The organism is Streptomyces sp. NPDC032745 (assembly GCF_055579465.1).
Genome location: NZ_JBVING010000003.1, coordinates 633,581 through 656,523 on the forward strand (window position 1 = coordinate 633,581; position 22,943 = coordinate 656,523).

At 71.8% G+C, this 22,943-nt stretch carries 19 protein-coding genes, 3 tRNA genes and 1 pseudogene; 13 read left to right on the top strand and 10 right to left on the bottom strand.

Features of this window, described 5'->3' with window-relative positions:
* Positions 1-17 precede the first annotated feature (17 nt).
* From purD to ACZ5WG_RS10835, 4 genes are all read left to right on the top strand, one after another.
* Positions 18-1,271 (top strand): phosphoribosylamine--glycine ligase, encoded by a 1,254-nt coding sequence (gene purD / locus ACZ5WG_RS10820; RefSeq protein ID WP_468722163.1) that lies wholly within the window; start codon positions 18-20, stop codon positions 1,269-1,271.
* A gap of 288 nt (positions 1,272-1,559) precedes the next feature.
* Complete coding sequence (locus ACZ5WG_RS10825; RefSeq protein ID WP_468722164.1) at positions 1,560-3,176, top strand: hypothetical protein; 1,617 nt, start codon at positions 1,560-1,562, stop codon at positions 3,174-3,176.
* A gap of 230 nt (positions 3,177-3,406) precedes the next feature.
* Complete coding sequence (locus ACZ5WG_RS10830; protein ID WP_468722166.1) at positions 3,407-4,885, top strand: N,N-dimethylformamidase beta subunit family domain-containing protein; 1,479 nt, start codon at positions 3,407-3,409, stop codon at positions 4,883-4,885.
* Between the two features lie 81 nt (positions 4,886-4,966).
* Positions 4,967-5,869, top strand: coding sequence for a phosphoribosylaminoimidazolesuccinocarboxamide synthase (locus ACZ5WG_RS10835; RefSeq protein WP_468722168.1), 903 nt, complete (start codon positions 4,967-4,969; stop codon positions 5,867-5,869).
* Between the two features lie 101 nt (positions 5,870-5,970).
* On the opposite strand, the gene ACZ5WG_RS10840 is transcribed toward ACZ5WG_RS10835, so the two are convergent.
* The 6 genes from ACZ5WG_RS10840 to ACZ5WG_RS10865 form a co-directional block, all read right to left on the bottom strand.
* Positions 5,971-6,046, bottom strand: a tRNA-Gly gene (locus ACZ5WG_RS10840).
* Between the two features lie 24 nt (positions 6,047-6,070).
* Positions 6,071-6,682, bottom strand: a complete 612-nt coding sequence (locus ACZ5WG_RS10845; protein ID WP_468722170.1) for a response regulator — start codon at positions 6,680-6,682, stop codon at positions 6,071-6,073.
* Positions 6,679-7,917, bottom strand: a complete 1,239-nt coding sequence (locus ACZ5WG_RS10850; protein ID WP_468722172.1) for a sensor histidine kinase — start codon at positions 7,915-7,917, stop codon at positions 6,679-6,681. Before ACZ5WG_RS10850 ends, ACZ5WG_RS10845 begins: the two co-directional genes overlap by 4 nt.
* A 249-nt stretch (positions 7,918-8,166) precedes the next feature.
* Positions 8,167-8,239, bottom strand: a tRNA-Gly gene (locus tag ACZ5WG_RS10855).
* A gap of 80 nt (positions 8,240-8,319) precedes the next feature.
* A tRNA-Gly gene (locus tag ACZ5WG_RS10860) sits at positions 8,320-8,391 on the bottom strand.
* 121 nt (positions 8,392-8,512) lie between these two features.
* A complete protein-coding gene (locus ACZ5WG_RS10865) occupies positions 8,513-8,830 on the bottom strand; it encodes a histone-like nucleoid-structuring protein Lsr2 (protein ID WP_266665870.1) in 318 nt (105 codons plus the stop codon).
* 346 nt (positions 8,831-9,176) lie between these two features.
* On the opposite strand from ACZ5WG_RS10865, the gene purS reads away from it, so the two are divergent.
* From purS to ACZ5WG_RS10895, 6 genes are all read left to right on the top strand, one after another.
* A complete protein-coding gene (purS, locus tag ACZ5WG_RS10870; RefSeq protein ID WP_008740952.1) occupies positions 9,177-9,428 on the top strand; it encodes a phosphoribosylformylglycinamidine synthase subunit PurS in 252 nt (83 codons plus the stop codon).
* 2 nt (positions 9,429-9,430) lie between these two features.
* A complete protein-coding gene (gene purQ, locus ACZ5WG_RS10875; protein WP_266665872.1) occupies positions 9,431-10,111 on the top strand; it encodes a phosphoribosylformylglycinamidine synthase subunit PurQ in 681 nt (226 codons plus the stop codon).
* On the top strand, positions 10,108-12,357 hold the full coding sequence (gene purL, locus ACZ5WG_RS10880) for a phosphoribosylformylglycinamidine synthase subunit PurL (protein ID WP_468722174.1): 2,250 nt from the start codon (positions 10,108-10,110) through the stop codon (positions 12,355-12,357). Before purQ ends, purL begins: the two co-directional genes overlap by 4 nt.
* An 86-nt stretch (positions 12,358-12,443) precedes the next feature.
* Positions 12,444-13,709 carry a hypothetical protein gene (locus tag ACZ5WG_RS10885; RefSeq protein WP_468722175.1) on the top strand — a complete coding sequence of 422 codons (1,266 nt, stop codon included), beginning with the start codon at positions 12,444-12,446 and terminating at the stop codon, positions 13,707-13,709.
* 17 nt (positions 13,710-13,726) lie between these two features.
* Positions 13,727-14,509: a maleylpyruvate isomerase family mycothiol-dependent enzyme gene (locus ACZ5WG_RS10890; protein WP_468722176.1), complete on the top strand. Its 783-nt coding sequence runs from the start codon at positions 13,727-13,729 to the stop codon at positions 14,507-14,509.
* A gap of 96 nt (positions 14,510-14,605) precedes the next feature.
* Positions 14,606-15,421, top strand: a complete 816-nt coding sequence (locus ACZ5WG_RS10895; protein ID WP_468722178.1) for an META domain-containing protein — start codon at positions 14,606-14,608, stop codon at positions 15,419-15,421.
* Positions 15,422-15,467: 46 nt separating this feature from the next.
* Here the strand turns inward: ACZ5WG_RS10895 and ACZ5WG_RS10900 are convergent.
* Together ACZ5WG_RS10900 and ACZ5WG_RS10905 are read right to left on the bottom strand one after the other, a co-directional pair.
* Positions 15,468-16,918: pseudogene (locus tag ACZ5WG_RS10900) on the bottom strand (sulfatase-like hydrolase/transferase).
* An 89-nt stretch (positions 16,919-17,007) separates the two neighbouring features.
* Positions 17,008-17,103: a putative leader peptide gene (locus ACZ5WG_RS10905; RefSeq protein WP_443067733.1), complete on the bottom strand. Its 96-nt coding sequence runs from the start codon at positions 17,101-17,103 to the stop codon at positions 17,008-17,010.
* Between the two features lie 148 nt (positions 17,104-17,251).
* Here ACZ5WG_RS10905 and purF point away from each other — a divergent pair, with 148 nt between their 5' ends.
* Together purF and purM are read left to right on the top strand one after the other, a co-directional pair.
* Positions 17,252-18,769 carry an amidophosphoribosyltransferase gene (gene purF, locus ACZ5WG_RS10910; protein ID WP_030292355.1) on the top strand — a complete coding sequence of 506 codons (1,518 nt, stop codon included), beginning with the start codon at positions 17,252-17,254 and terminating at the stop codon, positions 18,767-18,769.
* Between the two features lie 105 nt (positions 18,770-18,874).
* Complete coding sequence (gene purM / locus ACZ5WG_RS10915) at positions 18,875-19,945, top strand: phosphoribosylformylglycinamidine cyclo-ligase (RefSeq protein WP_468722180.1); 1,071 nt, start codon at positions 18,875-18,877, stop codon at positions 19,943-19,945.
* A gap of 129 nt (positions 19,946-20,074) precedes the next feature.
* Here the strand turns inward: purM and ACZ5WG_RS10920 are convergent, their stop codons facing one another.
* Both ACZ5WG_RS10920 and ACZ5WG_RS10925 read right to left on the bottom strand, forming a co-directional pair.
* Positions 20,075-20,341: a DUF3073 domain-containing protein gene (locus tag ACZ5WG_RS10920; RefSeq protein WP_030292353.1), complete on the bottom strand. Its 267-nt coding sequence runs from the start codon at positions 20,339-20,341 to the stop codon at positions 20,075-20,077.
* 280 nt (positions 20,342-20,621) lie between these two features.
* A complete protein-coding gene (locus ACZ5WG_RS10925; RefSeq protein WP_468722181.1) occupies positions 20,622-21,740 on the bottom strand; it encodes a Leu/Phe/Val dehydrogenase in 1,119 nt (372 codons plus the stop codon).
* A gap of 193 nt (positions 21,741-21,933) precedes the next feature.
* Between ACZ5WG_RS10925 and ACZ5WG_RS10930 the strand changes: the two genes are divergently transcribed.
* Positions 21,934-22,788: a DUF8083 family protein gene (locus tag ACZ5WG_RS10930; RefSeq protein ID WP_468722182.1), complete on the top strand. Its 855-nt coding sequence runs from the start codon at positions 21,934-21,936 to the stop codon at positions 22,786-22,788.
* The last annotated feature ends 155 nt before the right edge of the window (positions 22,789-22,943 follow it).

Below are 22,943 nucleotides of genomic sequence, written 5' to 3' on the forward strand. Positions count from 1 at the left end.
GGGCTAGGCTGCATGGCGTGAAGGTCCTCGTCATCGGCGGCGGCGCCCGCGAACATGCCCTGTGCCGCTCTCTGTCCCTCGACCCCGACGTCAACGCGCTGTACTGCGCCCCCGGCAATGCCGGCATCGCCGAGGTGGCGGAGCTGCGCCCGGTCGACGCCCTCGACGGCGAGGCCGTGGCCCGCCTCGCCACCGAGCTCGACGCCGACCTGGTCGTCGTCGGCCCGGAGGCGCCCCTGGTCGCCGGCGTCTCCGACGCCGTCCGCGCCGCGGGCATCCCCGTATTCGGCCCGTCCGCGGAAGCGGCGCAGCTGGAGGGCTCCAAGGCGTTCGCCAAGGACGTGATGGCCGCGGCCGGCGTCCCGACCGCGCGCAGCTACGTGTGCACCACCCCCGAAGAGGTGGACGCGGCCCTCGACGCCTTCGGCGCCCCGTACGTCGTCAAGGACGACGGCCTCGCCGCCGGCAAGGGCGTCGTGGTCACCGACGACCTGGCCGCCGCCCGCGCGCACGCGCTCGGCTGCGACCGCGTCGTCATCGAGGAGTACCTCGACGGCCCCGAGGTCTCCCTCTTCGCCATCACCGACGGCGTCACCGTGCTGCCGCTCCAGCCCGCGCAGGACTTCAAGCGCGCGCTCGACGGCGACGAGGGCCCCAACACCGGCGGCATGGGCGCGTACTCGCCGCTGCCCTGGGCCGACCCGAAGCTGGTCGACGAGGTCATGGAGACCGTCCTCCAGCCGACCGTGGACGAGCTGCGCCACCGCGGAACCCCGTTCTCCGGGCTCCTGTACGCCGGCCTCGCGATCACCTCGCGCGGCGTCCGCGTCATCGAGTTCAACGCCCGCTTCGGCGACCCCGAGACCCAGGTGGTCCTGGCCCGGCTGCGCACCCCGCTCGCGAGCGTGCTGCTGAACGCCGCGAACGGCACGCTGGACGCCGAGCCGTCGCTGCGCTGGCGCGCGGACGCGGCCGTCACCGTGGTCATCGCCTCCCACAACTACCCGGAGACCCCGCGCACCGGGGACCCGATCGAGGGCCTGGCCGAGGTGGCCGCCGAGGACGGTCCCGACGCGTACGTCCTGCACGCCGGGACCCGGCGCGAGGGCGAAGCCGTCGTCAGCGCGGGCGGCCGCGTGCTGTCCGTGACGGCGACCGGTTCCGATCTGGCACAGGCCCGCGAGAAGGCGTATAAGGCCGTCGCGCGGATCCGGCTGGACGGCTCCCAGCACCGTACGGACATTGCCGCCAAGGCGGCCGAAGGCCGCTGAGCAGCGGGGCAGTCGCGACGCGGGCCCGGTGCGCACCTCTGTGCGCCCGGGCCCGCGCGCGTGTTCGCGTGCGAGTGCATCCGGCCGCGTTCGAACGCACCCACCTTTGCCCAAAGCCATTCCATCGGGTGATGGTCGCCCGGTCCGGCTGACTGCCGAACGGTCCCCAACTAGGGTGCGGCGCAAGCATTCCGGCACTTGGCCCACCGGCATTGCGATGTCAGTGGCGGGTGTCACAGTGGGGGAGTGAGCAAAACCGCCGCAGGGCAGAGGGGGTGAGGTCCGGCCGTGTCCGGAACCGGTTCGATCGTGGAAGTGGGCGCGCCGTCCGCGCGCTCCCGGGCCCTGGCCGTGCTGCGCGTGCGCAGCAGGGCACTGGCCCTCGGGGTGCTGCCCGCCGCCCTCGCGGTGGTGCTGCTGAGCGCCCGGATGACGGGCCGGCTGGCAGGGGATCCCTGGCCCGTGGTGACCCTCGTCGTGTGCGTGGTCGCGGCGTTGGTGCTGCTGGTCGGCGGGGTGTTCGCCGCGGTGGTGCTGCGGGCGAGTCCGGCCGTGACGCCGACGGTGCCGCTGCCGGAGACCGCCGCGCCCGACCTCTACCGGCTGGTGCGGGATCTGGCCGACCGGATGGACGTGCCCGTGCCCTCCGCGATAGCCCTGACGCCGGACTGCGACAGCTGGCTGGAGGACCGCACCCATGCGGCGCACCGCCGCGGCGGCATATCCGGCGGCCGCGAGTCGGAGCCGGGCGCGGCTCCCGTGCTGGTGATCGGCTCGCCGTTCCTGTGGTGGATGCGGGTCGCCGAGCTGCGGGCGGTCCTGGCGCCGGTCGTCGCCGGTACGGGTCCTTCCGCGCATCCGGACATAGCCGACGCCCGCGGGTTCGTCCGCGGACTCGACGCCGCCGTGGACGTGGGCAGCCGGCCCGGCCTCGGCTGGATCGGCAGGCCGGCCCGGCTGCTGCTGAGGCTGTGCCAGGCGGATGCCGCCGAGATGGAGCGCGGGGTGGCCGCTGCCGCCTCGGACCGTGCACAGGGTGTGGATTACGGGCTGCGCATCGTCGCGCAGGAGCAGGTCGGCCTCGCCTACGCGGGCTGGGACCGGCTGCTGACCCGGGTCGCGCTGCCCGCGTGGCGGATGGGCCGCTGGCCGGTGCACCTCGACGCAGGTGTCGTCTCCGCACTGACCGAGCTGTCCCGGCGGGACCGGCTGGCCGAGGGGTTCGCCTCGCGGCTGGGCGAGCGGCCCGCGTGCGACCTGCTGGAGCGGCCGGGGGTGGTCGACGAGGCGGCTTCGCTGCTGGCCGCGCGGCTCTTCCACGGCGGTCCGGCCGAGGCCGGTCCGGACTGGTCGCCGGTGGACTGGGCGGCGTATCCGGAGGAGGTCGTGGACCGCAAATGGCGGGCCGAGGCCGCCCGGCTGCATGCGGCGCTGGACGCCCTCGCCGTGCCGGCCGGACCGGGGCCGACGCTGGACCGGGTGCTGGGCTATCTCGCGGACGGGGCCGGCGAGGGCGCCGCCGGGGAGGCGCTGGCCGGGCTGCTCAGCGGTGACCTGGCCAGGGAGGAACGTTCCGCAGGTGCCGCTGCCGGGGCCGCTGCCGGGGCCGGGGCGGCGCGCGGGGCGGATGCCGTGCCGCTGTTCCCGCTCCAGCCGCCGCGCAGCGGGCGGGACCTGCTCGCCGACCACGTGACGGCGATGGTGTGTGCCGCGGCCGTGGACTCGGCCGATGCCGCGCCGGGGCTGGACTGGCTGGACGGCCCCGTCCTCCTGGTCGACGGCGAACGCCGCGCGGACCTGGCCCCCCGGGTGCTGACCCTGGTGGAGGACGGCGACGCGGAGCCCCTGCGCGACTGGCTCGCCACCCTGGGCGTCCGCCCGGAAAAGCCGGTCCGCCTGGTGTGAGCGGGAGCGCGTCGGCGACCGGGCCCACGCTCGAGCCGGTCGCCGCGGCGCGGCTTTCCGACCGGTCCGGGACCGGTCGCCCGGCACTCCGTGGCTCCGGATGTGGCGAACGGTGACGGAATGAGTGCGTTATGTGATGTGCTGGGACCGGTCGCGGTTCGATGTCCTGAAACTGCGCCGCATCGACGTGGAGCAGAGACCGTTCGGGGGAGCGAGGGAGGGGAGCGGGTATGGGTGCGGACCAGATCCGGCGATGGGAATCAGGGGCGCTCGCGCACGCGGTGACCGATCCCTTCGGCCAGGGGCCGTTGCCGTGGTTCCGGGGCAGCGAGCTGTACTTCGACGACACCGGGCAGGTCGTGCCCTGGTACGTGGACCCGGCCCTGGCCCCCGGCCAGAACCCCCGCGCCCGCAGCAACGGCGGACCGCGCACCGCCGACGACGTGCACCGGCAGATCAAGGGGTTCGCCTCCACCGGGGCCGTGGCGCCCGGCGAGGCCATCGACTTCCACATCACCGTGGACCCGCCCCAGCAGTTCTCGGTCGACGTCTACCGCATCGGCCACTACGGCGGCGACGGCGCCTCCAAGATCACCACCAGCCCCCGGCTCTCCGGCATCGTCCAGCCGGCCCCGCTCACCGCCGACCGCACCGTCTCCTGCCACCACTGGTGGCTCTCCTGGCGGCTCCAGGTCCCCGCCTACTGGAGCGTCGGCGCGTACGTCGCCGTGCTCACCACCGCCGACGGGTACCGGTCCCACATCCCCTTCACCGTCCGCGACGACCACCCCGCCGATCTGCTCCTGCTGCTGCCCGACATCACCTGGCAGGCCTACAACCTCTACCCCGAGGACGGGCGGACCGGCGCCAGCCTCTACCACGCCTGGGACGACGAGGGCCGGCTGCTCGGCGAGCGGGACGCGGCCGTCACCGTCTCCTTCGACCGGCCCTACGCCGGCGCCGGCCTGCCCCTGCACGTGGGCCACGCCTACGACTTCATCCGCTGGGCCGAGCGCTACGGCTACGACATCGCCTACGCCGACACCCGCGATCTGCACGCCGGCCGCGTCGACCCCACCCGCTACCGCGGCCTGGTCTTCCCCGGCCACGACGAGTACTGGTCGGCCCCCATGCGCCGTACCGTCGAGCGCGCCCGCGACCACGGCACCTCGCTCGTCTTCCTCTCCGCCAACACCATGTACTGGCAGGTCGAGCTGGGCCCTTCCCCCTCCGGGGTCGAGGACCGGCTGCTCACCTGCCGAAAACGCCGCGGCCCCGGCCGCCCCAGCCTCTGGCGCGAGATCGACCGCCCGGAGCAGCAGCTGCTCGGCATCCAGTACGCAGGGCGGGTCCCCGAGCCCGCGCCCCTGATCGTGCGCAATGCCACGCACTGGCTCTGGGACTCCACCGGCGCCGCCGAGAACGACGAGCTCCCCGGCCTGGTCGCCGGCGAGGCCGACCGGTACTTCCCGCGCACCCAGCTCCCCGGGCACCAGGACCGGATCCTGCTCGCGCACTCCCCGTACCTCGACAGCGAGGGCGCGAAGCGCCACCAGGAGACCTCCCTGTACCGGGCCCCGAGCGGCGCGCTGGTCTTCGCCTCCGGCACGTTCGCCTGGTCCCCGGCCCTCGACCGCCCCGGCCACGTCGACGAACGGATCCAGCGGGCCACCGCCAACCTCCTCGACCGGATCTGCAAGCGGGACTGACCGACCCGGACCCGTTGTGCCCGTTCGCGGCCGGGTACGGGAGAATGGGGCTGCGCTCGTACAGAACCACAGGGAGACCCCGTGTCCGGATTCGTCGAAAAGCCCGAGCCGGTTCAGGTGCCCGGCCTCGTCCACCTCCACACCGGCAAGGTGCGCGATCTCTACCGCGACGGCGACGGCAACCTCGTCATGGTCGCCAGCGACCGGATGTCCGCGTACGACTGGGTGCTTCCCACCGAGATCCCGGACAAGGGCCGTGTCCTGACCCAGCTCTCCCTCTGGTGGTTCGACCAGCTCGCGGACCTCGTCCCGAACCACGTGATCGGCACCGAGCTGCCCGAGGGCGCCCCCGCCGAGTGGGCCGGCCGCACCCTGATCTGCAAGAGCCTCCGGATGGTCCCGGTCGAGTGCGTGGCCCGCGGCTACCTCACCGGCTCCGGCCTCGCCGAGTACGAGCAGACCCGTACGGTCTGCGGACTGGCCCTCCCCGAGGGGCTCGTGGACGGCTCCGAGCTGCCCGCCCCGATCTTCACCCCGGCCGCCAAGGCCGAGGTCGGCGAGCACGACGAGAACGTCTCGTACGAGGAGGTCGCGCGCACCACCGGCGCCGAGACGGCGGCGCTGCTGCGCCAGACCACCCTCGCCGTGTACGGCCGGGCCCGGGACATCGCCCGCGAGCGCGGGATCATCCTGGCCGACACCAAGTTCGAGTTCGGCTTCGACGCGGACGGCACGCTCGTCGCCGGCGACGAGGTGCTGACCCCGGACTCCTCCCGCTTCTGGCCCGCCGACCAGTGGGAGCCGGGCCGCACGCAGGCCTCCTTCGACAAGCAGTTCGTCCGCAACTGGCTGTCCTCCCCGGCCTCCGGCTGGGACCGGAAGGGCGAACTCCCGCCGCCGGCCCTCCCGCAGGAGGTCGCCCTGCAGACCAGCGCCAAGTACGTCGAGGCGTACGAGCGGCTCACCGGGCTCGCCTGGGCCTGAGGCCAGGGTTTCCAGGCCCGGGACGCCGGGCCTGGACGCCGGGCCGGGTCCGGGTCCGAACACGAAGAAGCCCCCGGTCAGATGACCGGGGGCTTCTTCGATGGAGCGGACAACGCGACTCGAACGCGCGACATCCACCTTGGCAAGGTGGTGCTCTACCAACTGAGCTATGTCCGCAGGTGCGCCGTAGCGCGAGAACCACTATACCCAACCTCGCTCGCGTGCGAGACGCACTGCGGTGTGCCGGTTCTCCGCACCGAGCTTCGAGGCCGCCGACGACAGGTAGTTCCGCACGGTCCCCTGCGACAGGGAGGCCCGCTCCGCGATCTCCGCGACCGGCGCCCCGTCCCCCGCGAGTTCCAGTACCTCGGCCTCGCGCGCGGTCAGCGGGGAGTCCCCCGCGCTGATCGCGTCGGCCGCCAACTCCGGGTCCACATAACGCCCTCCGGCGTGCACGGTGCGGATCAGCTCGGCCAGCCGCTGCGCCGACACGGTCTTCGGTGCGAAGGCCCGCACCCCTGCTGCGAGGGCCCGCTTCAGGTGCCCGGGACGCCCGTGACTCGTCACGATCATGGTCTTGCAGTCGGGGAGTTCGGCCCGCAGGGATGTGGCCACGCTCACACCGTCCGCCCCCGGCATCTGCAGGTCGAGCACCGCCACGTCCGGCCGGTGGGCGCGCGCCATCGCGAGGGCCTCAGGCCCCGAGGCCGCCTCCGCGACGACCAGCAGATCGTCCTCCAGGGCCAGCAGCGCGGCCAGCGCGCCGCGGATCAGGTGCTCGTCGTCGGCCAGCAGTATGCGTACGGGGCTCACGCCCGCACCTCCAGTCCTCGCAGTTGTCCGCCCGGGATCCGCGCCCGCAGCCGGAACCGGCCGCCGTCGACCGGGCCCGCCTCCAAGGTGCCGTCCAGCACCGCGAGCCGCTCCCGCAGCCCCGCGAGCCCGGAGCCCGGCGGTCCGGCCGGCGCCTCGGGGGCCCCGTCGTTCTCCACCACCAGCGTCAGCGCGCCCTCGTCGGGCGCCGTCAGCCGGATCACACAGCTGCGGGCGTCTCCGTGCCGCAGGACGTTCGTGGTCGCCTCCCGGACCACCCAGCCCAGCGCCGACTGCACCTCGGGGCGCAGTGCGCGGCCGGTCTCGATCTCGACGCGGCAGTCCATCCCCGCCGCGCTGAGCACCCCGCGGGCGCCTTCCAGCTCCGCCGTGAGATCCGCCTCGCGGTAGCCGCGCACGACGTCCCGTACCTCGCGCTGCGACTCCCGTGCGATCCGCTGGACCTCGATCATCTGGTCCACGGCCTCCGGGCGTTCGCGGCGGGCCAGCTGGACCGCCAGCTCGCTCTTGAGTGCGATCACCGCCAGATTGCGGCCCATCACGTCGTGCAGGTCCCGCCCGAAGCGCAGCCGCTCCTCGGCGACGGCCAGCTGCGCCTGGAGCTCCCGGGCCCGGTCGAGCTCGTAGACGGTGTTCAGCAGCCACCCGGAGAACCCGTAGGCCATGCTCATGAACAGGCCGCTCAGCAGGACTCCGACCGTGTAGCCGACGACCTCGCCCAGGGGCAGGCCGAGGGCGACCATCGCGACGGCCGTGCCGGCCGAAGCGGCCGGGGCGACGCACCACATGCGCCGGACCCGCCTCAGGCACAGCACCAACGATCCCGTGGCGAAGCAGCTCATGCCGATCACCAGGGACGGGGCCGCCGACGCGTCGATGTGCCCGGTCTTGCGCAGGACGAGGGCGGCGAGGCACGCGACGGCCGTCAGGACCGCCGTGGCCACCGCGAGCCGCACCGGCCGCGCCCGGCGCCCGACCAGCCAGTCCAGCGCCATGGAGGAGAGGAATGCGACCAGCACGGAGTGCGCGCACAGTGCCAGGAAGAGCGCGACGGCCACGGGACGCGAGGACGACCGCACCGCTGCAGAGCCGACCAGGGGCAATCCGAACGACAAGATCTCGATCAGTACGAAGAAGTGGAACGAGCAGCGTGTGTACAGCTCGACCTTCGCCGCACTGCTGCGGTTCTTCCACCATCCGGTCAGCTTCGACACAGCCCCAGTCCCCCGATCACCCTCCGGCGGTCGCCGCCGTGCACGACTCCAGACTCGCGGCAGCCCGCGGCCGGTACCAGTGCGCGCCGTCATCACCCCCGATGACATTTGTCAGCGCAAGCCGACCCACAAGCCGACCCACAAGCTGGCCCACAAGCCGATCCACACGACAAGGCATATGGCACGGCACGACATTCGACACGACATACGACAAAGGCCCTGATCAATGATCAGGGCCTTTGTACGCTGAGCGGACGACGCGACTCGAACGCGCGACATCCACCTTGGCAAGGTGGTGCTCTACCAACTGAGCTACGTCCGCATGCTTGCGGCAACACGAATGTCGCTGCGATGCGTGCATCACTCTACCTGATCCACAACCGTGGTCGGTAAAGCATGCAGAGCGGGTGACAGGGATCGCACACTGCGCCTTCCCCCTGGAAGGAGGATGTTCTGCTACTGAACTACACCCGCACGACCTTCGGGGTTTCGACCTTCGGCCTCGCCCCTCGGCGTGATCCACACACTAGCGGACCGGAGGGGGTGGATGGCAAATCGGCCCCCTCCGGGTCTCGTCGGCGGTCCTCGCCGGGCCTCAGTGGGCCTCGTTGTACGCCGCGTAGACCCGCTTCGGGATGCGGCCGCGCGGCGGCACGTCGAGGTCGTTGGACCGGGCCCAGGCGCGTACGACCGCCGGATCCGGGGCCAGCGAGGTGTGCTTGTACGCCTTCCCTGAGCGGGCCTGGCGGCGGCCGGCGGCCACGAAGGGCTCGAGGCTCTTCCGCAGTTTCTTTGCGTTGGCCAGATTGAGGTCGATCTCGTACGACTTACCGTCCAGGCCGAACGTGACCGTTTCCGCCGCTTCTCCGCCGTCGATGTCGTCGGAGATCGTGACTACTACGCGCTGCGCCACGGATATCGGTCCCTTCGCGCGACACCATCCACACGTCGGACGTGCGGTGATGTCGCCTGTGTGGATGTTTCGGAGCAATGCAACTTTCCGCCCCGGGTCGAGAGGCGACAAATGTCACCGACCCGGTGGAATCCTTTGTACCGCGATTCCCATTGCATTGCGAAGCCCAGTTAATTGTCTCCGCGTGTCCTGCCGCAATCCCGGGCACGTGGTTTTCCGGTGGATTTTGCGAAGCGTTGGTGAAGCCGAAACGGGCGGACGATCACGCTCCACGGATATCTACCCGCGTAGAAATTTCGGACGGGTACGCTGAGGGAACCGCCTTCGCACCAACCACCCATCGGGAGTGCCAGTGGCACGCGTCGTAGTCGACGTCATGCTCAAGCCGGAGATCCTCGACCCTCAGGGCCAGGCGGTGCAGCGTGCACTGCCGCGCCTTGGCTTCGAGGGGATCGCCGACGTCCGCCAGGGGAAGCGCTTCGAGCTCGAGGTGGAGGGACCGGTCGACCAGGCCGCCCTCGACCGCATCCACAAGATGGCCGAAACGTTCCTCGCCAACACCGTCATCGAAGACTTCACCGTGAAGGTCGAGGCCTGACGGTGACCACTCGCATCGGAGTCGTCACGTTCCCCGGAACGCTCGACGACCGTGACTCGCTGCGCGCCGTCCGCCTCGCGGGGGCCGAGCCCGTCTCGCTGTGGCACCGCGACAAGGACCTGCACCAGGTCGACGCGGTCGTCCTCGCGGGCGGCTTCTCCTACGGGGACTACCTGCGCGCCGGAGCCATCTCCCGGTTCTCGCCGGTGATGGAGACCATCATCGAGCAGGCCAAGGGCGGCATGCCCGTCCTGGGCATCTGCAACGGCTTCCAGATCCTCACCGAGGCCCACCTGCTGCCGGGGGCGATGCTCCGGAACAACCACCTGCACTTCATCTGCCGCGACCAGAAGCTGCGGGTGGAGAACGCGGAGACCGCGTGGACCGGCGACTACACCGCCGGCCAGGAGATCTCCGTACCGCTCAAGAACATGGACGGCCGGTACGTCGCCGACGAGCGTGTGCTCGACGAACTGGAGGCCGAAGGCCGAGTGGCCTTCCGCTACGTCGACATGAACCCGAACGGGTCGCTCCGCGACATCGCCGGCATCACCAACGCCGCGGGCAACGTCGTCGGCCTCATGCCGCACCCCGAGCACGCGGTGGAGCCGCTGATCGGGACGGGCCGCACCGACGGCCTCCCGTTCTTCACGTCGGTCCTGAAGAAGCTGGTCTCCGCATGAGCCTCGACACGGTCAAGAACGCCACCGAAACCCCGGACGCCTCCCAGCCCTGGAAGGAACTCGGCCTCAAGGAGGACGAGTACGCGCGCATCCGGGAGATCCTCGGCCGCCGCCCCACGGGCGCCGAGCTCGCCATGTACTCCGTGATGTGGTCCGAGCACTGCTCGTACAAGAGCAGCAAGGTCCACCTGAAGCAGTTCGGCGAGAAGGTCCCCCAGAACGACGCCATGCTCGTCGGCATCGGCGAGAACGCCGGCGTCGTCGACGTCGGCCAGGGCTACGCGGTCACCTTCAAGGTCGAGTCGCACAACCACCCGTCGTACATCGAGCCCTACCAGGGCGCGGCCACCGGCATCGGCGGCATCGTCCGCGACATCCTCGCCATGGGCGCCCGCCCGGTCGCGGTCGTCGACCCGCTGCGCTTCGGTGCGGCCGACCACCCCGACACCAAGCGCGTCCTGCCGGGCGTGGTCGCGGGCATCGGCGGCTACGGCAACTGCCTCGGCCTGCCCAACATCGGCGGCGAGGTCGTCTTCGACGCCTGCTACCAGGGCAACCCGCTGGTCAACGCCGGCTGCATCGGCGTGATGAAGCACGAGGACATCCACCTCGCCAAGGCCTCCGGCCCCGGCAACAAGGTCATCCTCTACGGCGCCCGCACCGGCGGCGACGGCATCGGCGGCGTGTCCGTGCTGGCCTCGGAGACCTTCGACGACACCAAGCCGACGAAGCGCCCGGCGGTCCAGGTCGGCGACCCCTTCCAGGAGAAGCTCCTCATCGAGTGCACCCTGGAGATCTTCAAGGAGAAGCTGGTCGCGGGCATCCAGGACCTCGGCGGCGCCGGGCTCTCCTGCGCCACGTCCGAGCTGGCCTCCGCCGGTTCCGGCGGCATGCGCGTGGAGCTGGACACCGTCCCGCTGCGCGACGCGACGCTCTCGCCCGAGGAAATCCTCATGAGCGAGTCGCAGGAACGCATGTGCGCGATCGTCGAGCCGCAGTACGTCGACCGCTTCATGGAGATCTGCGAGAAGTGGGACGTCATCGCCACCGTCATCGGTGAGGTGACCGACGGCGAGCGCCTGGAGATCTTCTGGCACGGCGAGCAGATCGTGGACGTGCCCCCGGGCACCGTCGCCCACGAGGGCCCCGTCTACAACCGGCCCTACGCGCGCCCCGAGTGGCAGGACGCCCTCCAGGCCGACGACGCGGGCAAGCTGCCCCGCCCGCAGACCTCGCAAGAGCTCCGCGCGCAGGTCCTGGCGCTGGTCTCCTCCCCGAACCAGGCCTCGAAGTCCTGGGTCACGGACCAGTACGACCGCTTCGTCCAGGGCAACACGGTGCTCTCGCAGCCCGAGGACGCCGGCATGGTCCGCATCGACGAGGAGTCCAACCTCGGCGTGGCCATGGCGACGGACGGCAACGGCCGCTTCGCGAAGCTCGACCCGTACACGGGTGCGCAGCTCGCGCTGGCGGAGGCGTACCGCAACGTCGCCGCGACCGGCGCCAAGCCGCTGGCCATCTCCGACTGCCTGAACTTCGGCTCCCCCGAGGACCCGGGCGTCATGTGGCAGTTCGCCGAGGCCACCCGCGGTCTCGCGGACGGCTGCCTGGAGCTGGGCACCCCGGTGACCGGCGGCAACGTCTCGCTGTACAACCAGACCGGTGACGTCGCGATCCACCCGACCCCGGTCGTGGCGGTCCTCGGCGTGATCGACGACGTCAACCGCCGTACGCCGATGGCGTTCGCGGAGGCCGGCCAGCTGCTGTACCTGCTGGGCGACACGGCCGAGGAGTTCGGCGGCTCGGCCTGGTCGCAGGTCGTCCACGACCACCTCGGCGGCATGCCGCCCAAGGTGGACCTGGGCCGCGAGAAGCTGCTCGGCGAGATCCTGATCTCGGCGTCCCGCGACGGCATGGTCGACGCGGCGCACGACCTGTCCGACGGCGGCGTGATCCAGGCGCTCACCGAGTCCTGCCTGCGCGGCGGCAACGGTGCGCGGGTCGTGGTGCCGGAGGGGCTGGACGCGTTCACCTTCCTGTTCTCCGAGTCGGCGGGCCGGGCCATCGTGGCCGTCCCGCGCAGCGAGGAGCTCCGCTTCACCGACATGTGCGGTGCGCGGGGCCTGCCCGCCACCCGCATCGGCGTGGTGGACGGCGAGGAGATCGAGATCCAGGGCGAGTTCACGATCCCGCTCGCGGAACTGCGTACCGCCCACGAGGCGACGATCCCGGCCCTGCTGGCCTGATCCCGCCCGCACCGCCCGGCGGTTGTAGTGATTCCGTGCCCTCGCAGGCCTTCTGGCCTGCGAGGGCACGTCCGCATACTGACGCCGTGAACGACATGGTCAAGAAGCTGCCCGACGCGGCCCTGCCCGAGGGCGGCGCCCGGCCCTGGACGGCCGCGGCCGCACGGCGCTGGCGTGACGCACGCGTCCCCCTGGTCTTCGCACCCACCGTCGTGTGCTGGCTCCTGGTTCCGCTGGTCGTCTACGGGTTCTCCCTGGTCGGCTCCGACGATCCCGAGACGGCTGCGTCGTCGGGCACCGACTGGGTCGGCTACCACTCCGCGATCCTGTTCCTCGCGCTCCCCGCCTGGTACCGCTACCTGCCGGCCGCCACCGCGGTGTCCGCTCCCGTGATCGCCCTGGACATGGCAGGCCGGCTGTACGGACCGCCCCCCGTCACCGACGAGGGCCGGGCCGGATGCTGGCTGGTCATCGCCCTCTGCGCCTGGACGTTCACCGGGGCAGTGCTGCGCCTGCGCTCCCGGCGCCGACAGCGCGCCCTGTTCCTCGAAGCGGCCGGGGACGCCCGCAGCCCGATTCCGGAGCACCTCCCGGACGGCCACCGCCACCGGGGCCGGTGGCCGGTCCTCGTCGGCGGGCTGTTCACCCTCGTCGGCGCCGCCTCCCTGGCCTGGGCCCTCGTGGCGGACCTCGGGGCGAGCGCACAGGCCCCGTACGACGCCGTCAACCAGCAGATGCTGTCCCTGCTGCTGCTCATCCCCGGGCTCCCACTGCTCGGGCGCGGCCTCGCCGCACGGCGCTCCGCCCGGCGGCTGCACGACGGACCGCAGCCGGTGCTGCGCGTCGGTGTCCGCCGCCGAGCCTCCGGGTACACCTGGCTGGTCGCGGACGCAGGGACGACCACGGCCCCGCCGCTGATCGGCTTCCGCAGCCGGTTCGAGGACACCAACCGGTTCCGGTCCGGGGGCGGCCGGATCCTGCTGGGCGGGCCGGAGAGCCGGCTGCGCGCCGAACACCACGACATCGACGACACCCGTGAGCCCTACGAGGCGATCCTGTACGGCGTGCCCTGCGACGGAGCCGAGGTGCTCCTCGAGTACGCCGTCCACGCCGTCCTCTCCGGCAGCAGCGTGATCGTCTCCGGGCTCACCGCCGCCCCGCTGCTGCCGGTCCGCCTCCACCGTCTGAAGCCGTGGCAGCCGGCCGGCACCTCGTACTCCCTCCGGTGGCGGGCGGACGAGGAGCGCCGCCGCGCCGCCCGTGGCTCCCGCTCCGGCAGCTCGGGCTGCGGCTCCTACGGCAGCTGCGGCAGTGACAGCAGCTGCGGAGGAGGCTGCGGCGGCGGGGACTGATCGGGCAGACTCCCCCCATGGCACCCAAGATCCGCAGGTACGACGCCGCCAGGGTCCGTACGGCCGTCACCGCGCAGTTCGGGCATGTGGCCGAGGCCGTACGGGGGTTGGACGACGAGCAGCTCGCGCGGCCCAGCGGCCTCGGCGACTGGACCGTCGCCGATCTCGCCGCGCACATCGCGTGGATCGCGGACTCGCTCGCGAGCGGACTGGCCCGGCCCCCGGCCGCCGTGCCGGAACTGACGGCCGTCGAATGGCCCTTCGCCACGGCCTCCCTCGCCGGGAAGATCGCCGAAGCGGCCAAGGAGACCCTCGAGGGCGCCCCGCTGCCCGAGCTGTACGAGCGGGCCGGCGCCCGCATGGCCGAGGCGCTGGCCGCGAACCCCGGCAGCCGGGTGCTCGACCTGTGGATCGGGGACATGACCCTGGCCGACTTCCTCGTCACCCGGACCGTGGAACTGGTGGTCCACACCGATGACCTGGCCCGGGCCGCCGGGGTGGACATCCCGGTCGAGAGGCAGGCCCTGGCCGCCTGCACCCGGCTGCTCGCCGACGCCCTCGCGCTCAAGGCCCCGGGCGCCTCGGTGGAGGTACGGATCCCGCCCTTCGCGGTGGTCCAGTGCATCGAGGGGCCCCGCCACACCCGCGGCACCCCGCCGAACGTGGTCGAGACGGACCCGCTGACCTGGATCCGGCTGGCCACCGGGCGTACGGACTGGGCCGCGGCCGTCGAGGGCGCGCAGGTCAGGGCCAGCGGGGAGCGGGCCGACCTGGCCGCGCTGCTGCCGGTGATGCGCTGAGACGGGCCCGGCCGAGTGCGGCCGGGCCGAGTGCGGCCGGGCCGAGTGCGGCCGGGCCGAGGGGAACCGGCGCGGCGTCGTATCCGTCCCAGGGGCATGCGAACGCTCCGGCACCTCCCCGCTGCCCTCGTCGCCCTCCTGACCCTGGCCGCCGCCACCGCCTGCGGTGACGGCGGCGGTACCCCCGCCGCCCGTCCGGGCCACGGCACGTCCGGGACCTGGTCCGTGCAGAGCCTGACCGTGGACGGGAAGACCCTCACGGCGCCCGCCGTCGCCCAGGTGACCTTCCCGGTGGGCGAGCCCGACCAGGCCACCGGCAACTACGGCTGCAACGGATTCACCGCCGGGATCGCCCACGACGGAGCGACCGGCATCACCGTGAAACCGGGCTCCACCACCGCCATGGCCTGCGAGAACATGGAGTTCGAGACGGCCTTCGCCAAACTGTTCACCGGCCGGCTGACCTTCGAGCGCCAGCCGGGCCGGCTCACCCTGAAGACGCCCGACGGGAGCACGATCGTGATGAGTTCGGAGCCCCGTACGCCGGACGCCCCGCTCACCGCGACCACGTGGACCGTGACCTCGCTGCGCAGCGGCGACACTGTGTCCTCCGTACCGGCCGAGGCGGCCGGCAAGGCCGTCTTCACCATCGGCGCCGACGGCACCGCGAGCGGCAGCCTCGGCTGCAACCGCTTCAGCGCCAAGGCCGCGGTCGACGGGCCCGAGGTCACCTTCGGCCCGCTGACCACCACCCGGATGGCCTGCGAGGGCCCGCAGGGCGAGCTCGAACGGACGCTGACCGCGCTGTTCGGCAGCGGCCCGCTCACCTGGAGGATCCAGGGCGACGCCCTGACCCTCACCGCTGCCGACGGCCACGGCCTGGACGCCGAGGCGGGCTCGGCCGCCGAATGAGACCGGCGGCCGACGGGGTCCGCCCGGCGGCCGACGGGCTCGGGGGTCACGCCGGGTAGGGCAGCAGACCCGCGTCCGTCTTCTCCCAGGCCGCGCGCAGCTCCGCGAGCCTGGCCGGCTCCAGGGCCGCCTTGTCGGCCTGCTCCCGGGCATCACCGGCCAGGTGGAACAGCTGGTCCCGGCCCGCCTTGCCGCGGTAGTACTTCCAGTCCCCCCGGCGCAGGGCCCGCTCGCCGCGCACCCGCCAGAACAGGTTCCGCTCGGCGATCTTCTCGCCGCGCAGCAGGTACCCGGCCAGGCTGGCCCCGTCCAGCGGGTAGGCCGGGTTCGGCCGGGTCCCGGCCAGCTCGAGCAGGGTCGCCGTCCAGTCGGGGGTGAAGACCGGGACCCGGCTGACCTGGCCGCCGTCGATCCGGGCCGGCCAGCGCACGATGTTCGGCACCCGGATCCCGCCCTCCTGGAGGGAGGCCTTGTTGCCGGAGAGCGGCCAGTTGTACGAGAACCGCTCGCCGCCGTTGTCGCTGGAGAAGACGATCAGGGTGTCGTTCGCCTGCCCTGAAGGCGCTCGAGCGCCTTCAGCACCTCGCCGATCGAGCGGTCGAGGTCCTCGACCATCTGCCGGTGCTTCTCGACGGAGCCGCCGTCCTGGTGCCACAGCGCCCGGGCGTCGCCCGCCTTGATCCGGCGCTCGACCTCGGCGCTCGCCTCGGTGTCCCCGTCGGCGATCCACGGCCAGTGCGGGGTGGTGAAGTTGAGGTTGAGCAGCCACGGCTTGCCGCCGTGGTCGCGGGAGACGTACTCGGCGGCCCGCTCGGTGATGATCCGCGTGTAGTAGCGCAGGTCCTTGTAGGTGGCGTCGCCTTCGTAGAGGTCGTACTCGCCGCCGAGGCCCAGCTTGGAGTAGTACTCCAGGGCCCCGCCGAAGTTGCCGAAGAACTCGTCCCAGCCCGACTTGGTCGGACTGTGGTCGGGCAGGTAGCCGCAGTGCCATTTGCCGATCAGCGCGGTCGCGTAACCCGCGTCGCGCAGCAGCGAGGCCAGCGTCGGGTGGGTGGGCTCCAGGCCGGCGCTCTTGTCGGCGATGGGCTCGGCGAGTCCGCCCTCCACCCGGCCCGGGTAGCGGCCCGTGTACAGGCTGAACCGCGTCGGTGAGCAGGTGGCGGAGCCGGAGTAGGCATCGGTGAAGCGGACGCCCTGGCGTGCCAGCCGGTCCAGGTTCGGGGTCTTGATGTGCGGGGAGCCGTACGAGGACAGGTCGGCCCAGCCGAGGTCGTCGCCCAGGACGAACAGGATGTTGGGCCGCCGGGAGTGCCGGCCGCGGGCGGCGCGGAACTCCCGCTCCTGCGGCCCGGGGGTCTCCTGGGCCGCCTGGGCCGGGGCGGCGCCCAGCCCCACGGCCGCCGCGGCCGCGGTCACGCCGACGGCGCTGCCGAAGGCACGCCGGGACAGGTTGTTGTCGTACGAAGGCACAAGTACTCCAAGGCATGGCTCGGCCACCCGGCCCGGCGGGCGCGCGGGACGGCGCGCAGCACGGCGGGGCAGGGCCGGCCGGAGCGGAAAAAGAAAAAGGGAAAGGAGAGTTGCGGCTACGCGGAACAGCGACAGATGGCGCTCGCGACACGGACCAGGTCTACGTGGCGGCGCTCGACGAGGGTGACGGAACGGTCACCGGGAGGCTGCATGGGCCGAGAGCCTGTACGAATGCGCTCGTAGATGTCAACAAGGTGATCCGAATGCCGAGACGGAGCCGTCCGGTCACCCTCTGTGCTGTGAGATTTCCCGGGCGTCCCCAATTCGGACCAGTGGTCGATCTCGCCTACACTCGGAAGCGTGCCTCGTGGTGATGGACGACTCAACCACGACCTGCTCCCCGGCGAAAAGGGCCCCCAGGACGCTTGCGGCGTCTTCGGTGTCTGGGCTCCGGGTGAAGAGGTCGCCAAGCTCACCTACTTCGGACTGTATGCGTTGCAGCACCGTGGACAAGAGTCCGCGGGAATCGCTGTGAGCAACGGTTCCCAGATCCTCGTCTTCAAGGACATGGGCCTCGTTTCCCAGGTCTTCGACGAAACCTCTCTCGGCTCGCTCCAGGGTCATATCGCGGTCGGTCACGCCCGCTACTCGACCACCGGAGCCTCCGTCTGGGAGAACGCGCAGCCCACTTTCCGCGCGACCGCCCACGGCTCCATTGCCCTGGGTCACAACGGCAACCTGGTGAACACCGCCGAGCTCGCCGAGATGGTCGCCGACCTCCCCCGTCAGGACGGCCGTGCCACCCAGGTGGCGGCCACCAATGACACCGACCTGGTCACCGCCCTGCTGGCAGGCCAGACGGACGACGACGGCAAGCCCCTGACGATCGAGGAGTCGGCCACCAAGGTCCTCCCGAAGGTCAAGGGTGCGTTCTCGCTGGTGTTCATGGACGAGGGAACCCTCTACACCGCCCGTGACCCGCAGGGCATCCGCCCGCTGGTCCTCGGCCGCCTGGAGCGCGGCTGGGTGGTCGCCAGTGAGACCGCCGCCCTCGACATCTGCGGCGCCAGCTTCGTCCGCGAGGTCGAGCCGGGCGAGCTCATCGCGATCGACGAGAACGGCCTGCGCACCTCCCGCTTCGCGGAAGCAAAGCCCAAGGGCTGTGTCTTCGAGTACGTCTACCTGGCGCGCCCGGACACCGACATCGCCGGCCGGAACGTCTACCTCTCGCGTGTCGAGATGGGCCGGCGCCTGGCCAAGGAAGCCCCGGTGGATGCCGACCTGGTCATAGCGACGCCGGAATCCGGCACGCCCGCCGCCGTCGGATACGCCGAGGCCAGCGGGATCCCGTACGGCTCCGGCCTGGTCAAGAACGCCTACGTGGGCCGGACCTTCATCCAGCCCTCGCAGACGATCCGCCAGCTGGGCATCCGCCTCAAGCTCAACCCCCTCAAGGAAGTCATCCGGGGCAAGCGCCTGGTGGTCGTGGACGACTCGATCGTCCGCGGCAACACGCAGCGCGCCCTGGTCAAGATGCTCCGCGAGGCCGGCGCGGCCGAGGTCCACATCCGGATCTCCTCGCCGCCGGTGAAGTGGCCGTGCTTCTTCGGCATCGACTTCGCCACCCGGGCCGAGCTGATCGCCAACGGCATGACGGTCGACGAGATCGCCACGTCGCTGGGCGCGGACTCGCTCTCGTACATCTCGCTCGACGCGATGATCGAGGCGACGACCATCCAGAAGCCCAACCTCTGCCGGGCCTGCTTCGACGGCGAGTACCCCATGGAGCTGCCCGACCCGCAGCTCCTGGGCAAGCAGCTCCTGGAGTCCGAGCTCGCGGGCGGCACCGACGCCGCCGACGCGCTCCGGCGCCCGTAGCGCCGCGACCCGCAACCCCTGCTCCACCTGCGCCGGGCCCTGCCTTTGAAGCTTCTCCCAGGGCCCGGCACCACAAGCAGTAACGACACGAAAGCTCTCCCTGTCATGACAGAGAAGACCACCGGTGCCAGCTACGCAGCCGCAGGCGTGGACATCGAAGCGGGAGACCGCGCCGTCGAGCTGATGAAGGAGTGGGTGAAGAAGACGCAGCGCCCCGAGGTCCTCGGCGGCCTCGGCGGGTTCGCCGGCCTCTTCGACGCCTCCGCCCTCAAGCGCTACGAGCGCCCGCTGCTGGCCTCCGCGACCGACGGGGTCGGCACGAAGGTGGACATCGCCCGCCAGCTGGGCGTGTACGACACCATCGGCCACGACCTCGTCGCGATGGTCATGGACGACATCGTCGTCTGCGGTGCCGAGCCGCTCTTCATGACCGACTACATCTGCGTGGGCAAGGTCCACCCGGAGCGTGTCGCGGCGATCGTCAAGGGCATCGCCGAGGGCTGCGTCCTCGCCGGCTGCGCCCTGGTGGGCGGCGAGACCGCCGAGCACCCGGGTCTGCTGGGCCCGGACGACTTCGACGTGGCGGGCGCCGGCACCGGTGTCGTCGAGTACGACCGCCTGCTCGGCGCGGATCGCATCCGTACGGGTGACGCCGTCATCGCGATGGAGTCCTCCGGCCTTCACTCGAACGGGTACTCGCTGGTCCGGCACGTCCTCTTCGACCGCGCCAAGATGTCCCTCGAGCAGCACGTCGAGGAGCTCGGCCGGACCCTCGGCGAGGAGCTCCTGGAGCCGACCAAGATCTACTCGCTGGACTGCATGGCCCTCACCCGTACGGCCGAGGTCCACGCGTACTCGCACATCACCGGCGGCGGCCTCGCGGCGAACCTGGCCCGGGTCATCCCGGACCACCTGCACGCCACGGTCGACCGTTCGACCTGGGCCCCGGGCGCGATCTTCGACCTGGTCGGCAAGGCCGGTCAGGTCGAGCAGCTGGAGCTGGAGAAGACCCTGAACATGGGCGTCGGCATGATGGCTGTGGTCCCGCAGGAGTCGGTGGACGTGGCGCTGACCGCGCTGGCCGACCGGGGCGTGGGCGCCTGGGTCGCGGGAGAGATCCTGGAGCGCGGTGCGCACACCGAGGGTGCGACCCTGACCGGCGCTTACGCGAGCTAGAGCAGGGACAACACCGAAACCCGGTCCGGGGCGAGGCCCTGGACCGGGTTCTTGTGTTGCTCAGCCGGGGTCAGTCACTGACTGGCCGCCACCTGCGTGGTGCAGACGCAAAAGAGACGCGGGAGAGCGTCAAGCGCCGCGGCGCTGTGCCGACGGACCGGACTCTTCGTCCTCGTCGTCGTCATCATCGCTGTTGTACAGATCCGCGTACTTGGCGTACGGGTCGTCGTCGTCCAGATCGTCATCGACTTCGACCGGCTCGCTGACAGGCAGCAGCGGTTCCGTCGGCGATGCGCCCAGCTCATTGGCCAGACGCGAGAGGTCAGTCCCGCCGCTGTTGTACTTCAGCTGGCGGGCGACCTTTGTCTGCTTGGCCTTGGCCCGGCCGCGCCCCATGGCTCGACCCCCTCGGTGACGGGGCTCGACGGCCCCAGAGTCTGACACGCGTTCATGGTTCGGAGCGGGCTCTCCGTGGAGAGACCGTCCGTAGGGGTTTAACGGTACCTGCTTCCGCGGCCATACGGTACGCCGCCCGCATGACGTGCCCCGGTGCAGGACCAATGAGGCGCCCCGTCCTCGCTGGTCAGCTGCGATTTTAACCCTTTCTTGGCGGGCGACCCGCCGAAGTGCAGTGAGTTCCGTCTCGCCGCAACCCCGGCGGGCGCACGCAGGGTTCCTACAGGGCCGGGGCCGAGCCCTTCGCGGCGCGGGCGTCCGCCATCCGCTGCTCGGCGATCCGGTCGGCCGCCGCGGCCGGCGGGATCCCGTCCGCCTTCGCGCGAGCAAATATGGCCAGGGTGGTGTCGAAGATCTTCGAGGCCTTGGCCTTGCAGCGGTCGAAGTCGAAGCCGTGCAGCTCGTCGGCGACCTGGATGACCCCGCCCGCGTTCACCACGTAGTCGGGCGCGTAGAGGATCCCGCGGTCCGCGAGGTCCTTCTCCACGCCCGGGTGGGCGAGCTGGTTGTTCGCGGCGCCGCACACGACCTTGGCGGTCAGGGCCGGTACCGACTCGTCGTTCAGCGCCCCGCCGAGTGCGCAGGGGGCGTAGATGTCCAGGCCCTCGGTGCGGATCAGGGCGTTGGTGTCCGCCACGGCGGTGACCTGCGGGTGCTTGTCGAGGATCCGGCGCACCGACTCCTCGCGGACGTCCGTGATCACGACCTCGGCGCCGTCCTCCAGGAGGTGCTCGACCAGGTAGTGGCCGACCTTGCCGACGCCGGCCACGGCGACCTTGCGGCCGCGCAGCGTCGGGTCGCCCCACAGGTGCTGGGCGCTGGCCCGCATGCCCTGGAAGACACCGAAAGCGGTGAGGACCGAGGAGTCTCCGGCGCCGCCGTTCTCGGGGGAGCGGCCGGTCGCCCAGCGGGTCTCGCGGGCGACGATGTCCATGTCCGCCACGTACGTGCCGACGTCGCAGGCCGTCACGTAGCGGCCGCCGAGGGACTCCACGAACCGGCCGTAGGCCAGCAGCAGTTCCTCGGACTTCAGCACGTCCGGGTCCCCGATGATCACGGCCTTGCCGCCGCCGAGGTCGAGACCGGCCATGGCGTTCTTGTAGGACATGCCGCGCGAGAGGTTCAGCGCGTCCATGACGGCCTCCTCGTCGGAGGCGTACGCGTGGAAGCGAGTACCGCCGAGGGCGGGGCCCAGAGCGGTGGAGTGGATCGCGATGACGGCCTTCAGGCCGGAGGCTCGGTCCTGGCACAGCACGACTTGCTCGTGGCCGCCCTGTTCCGAACGGAACAGGGTGTGCAGGACGCCGTCGGTCATTTCGGTCACGGTGGTGACTCCCATGGAAGAGATGCGGCGGAATGACGCCCGCCCTGCGGGTGGGGGAGGGCGCGCTGGGAGCAGCGTAAGACCTGCAGGGCGTGTGCAGTCGACCTGTCCGGAGATCGGGACACTCCCGGAGTATGGGCGGCGGCCCCTGGAGGTCCGGCGGACGCCCGGCGGAGTATCGCCCGCCGGTGCGGGGGAGTACGAGAGCGTGAGCGAAACCCCCGACCCCAGGCTGCCCTCGGCGCGCTCGGCGCCGACCGTCCCGTACGCCTCCTACCTGCGCGTCTACGAGCCCCTGGCGGCTTTCGCGGAGCCGGAGCGCACGCACTGGGCCTCGTACGCCCGGCGCGGGGTGGTCCCGACCGCCCAGGACGAACTGCGCCGCTCCCTCTCCGACTTGGTCCGGGTCCCGGTGGTCGGGGTGCCGGCGCACGAGAGCGCGGACGCGTTCACGGCGGAGGTGGACGGGGTGCTGCTGGTCTGCCCGTGGCGGACCAGACTGCGCGGCTGGCTGGCGCTCCAGGAGCTGGTCGAGCAGTTCCCGCTCCCCGTGCTGGACGCGGCGCTCCCGCCGGTGGCGAGGCGGCGGGCGGCCGAGGAGTACGAGCGCTGGCGCGAGCGGAATCCGGATGCGCGCCCGTGGATCCGCACCGCGGTGTGGCACGTGCCACTGCGCTGGTTCGTGCTGGTGGCCGACGACGAGCGGGAGTACCTGCCGGGCGAGCGGATGCGCTACCGGACGCCGATGGTGCAGGCCCGGCGGCGGCTCGCGCGGGGGCTGCGGACGCTGCGGGAGGCCGACGGGTACGGGGGGCTCGCGGACGGGCTGGTGGAGGTCGGCAGCTGGCTGGAGGAGTTCCACCCGCGCTCGATGGTCGAGCTGGACTACGGGGGCCTGGTGCACGCGCTGCCGGCGGACCGGCTGCGCACCGACCGCTCGGCCCGGGACGTGGCGGTGGGCATCGCGGCGCTGCGGGCCGGGGACGAGGCCGGGGCGGCGGAGGCGTACGAGGAGCTCGCGGAGCGCTGGCGGGAGGTCCGGGAGAGACTGTTCGCGAACTGACCGGAGGCGGGGTGGACGGCTGCGGCGAGGACTTCGCGTACCGTGCGTATCGGTCGATCAGCCACAAGTGGCTGATCGGAGGCTTGATCACCACATTCAGGTCTTAGTGCCAGGACCTACGTCCCGATACGGGCCATTGGCCCAAGCGTGACGGA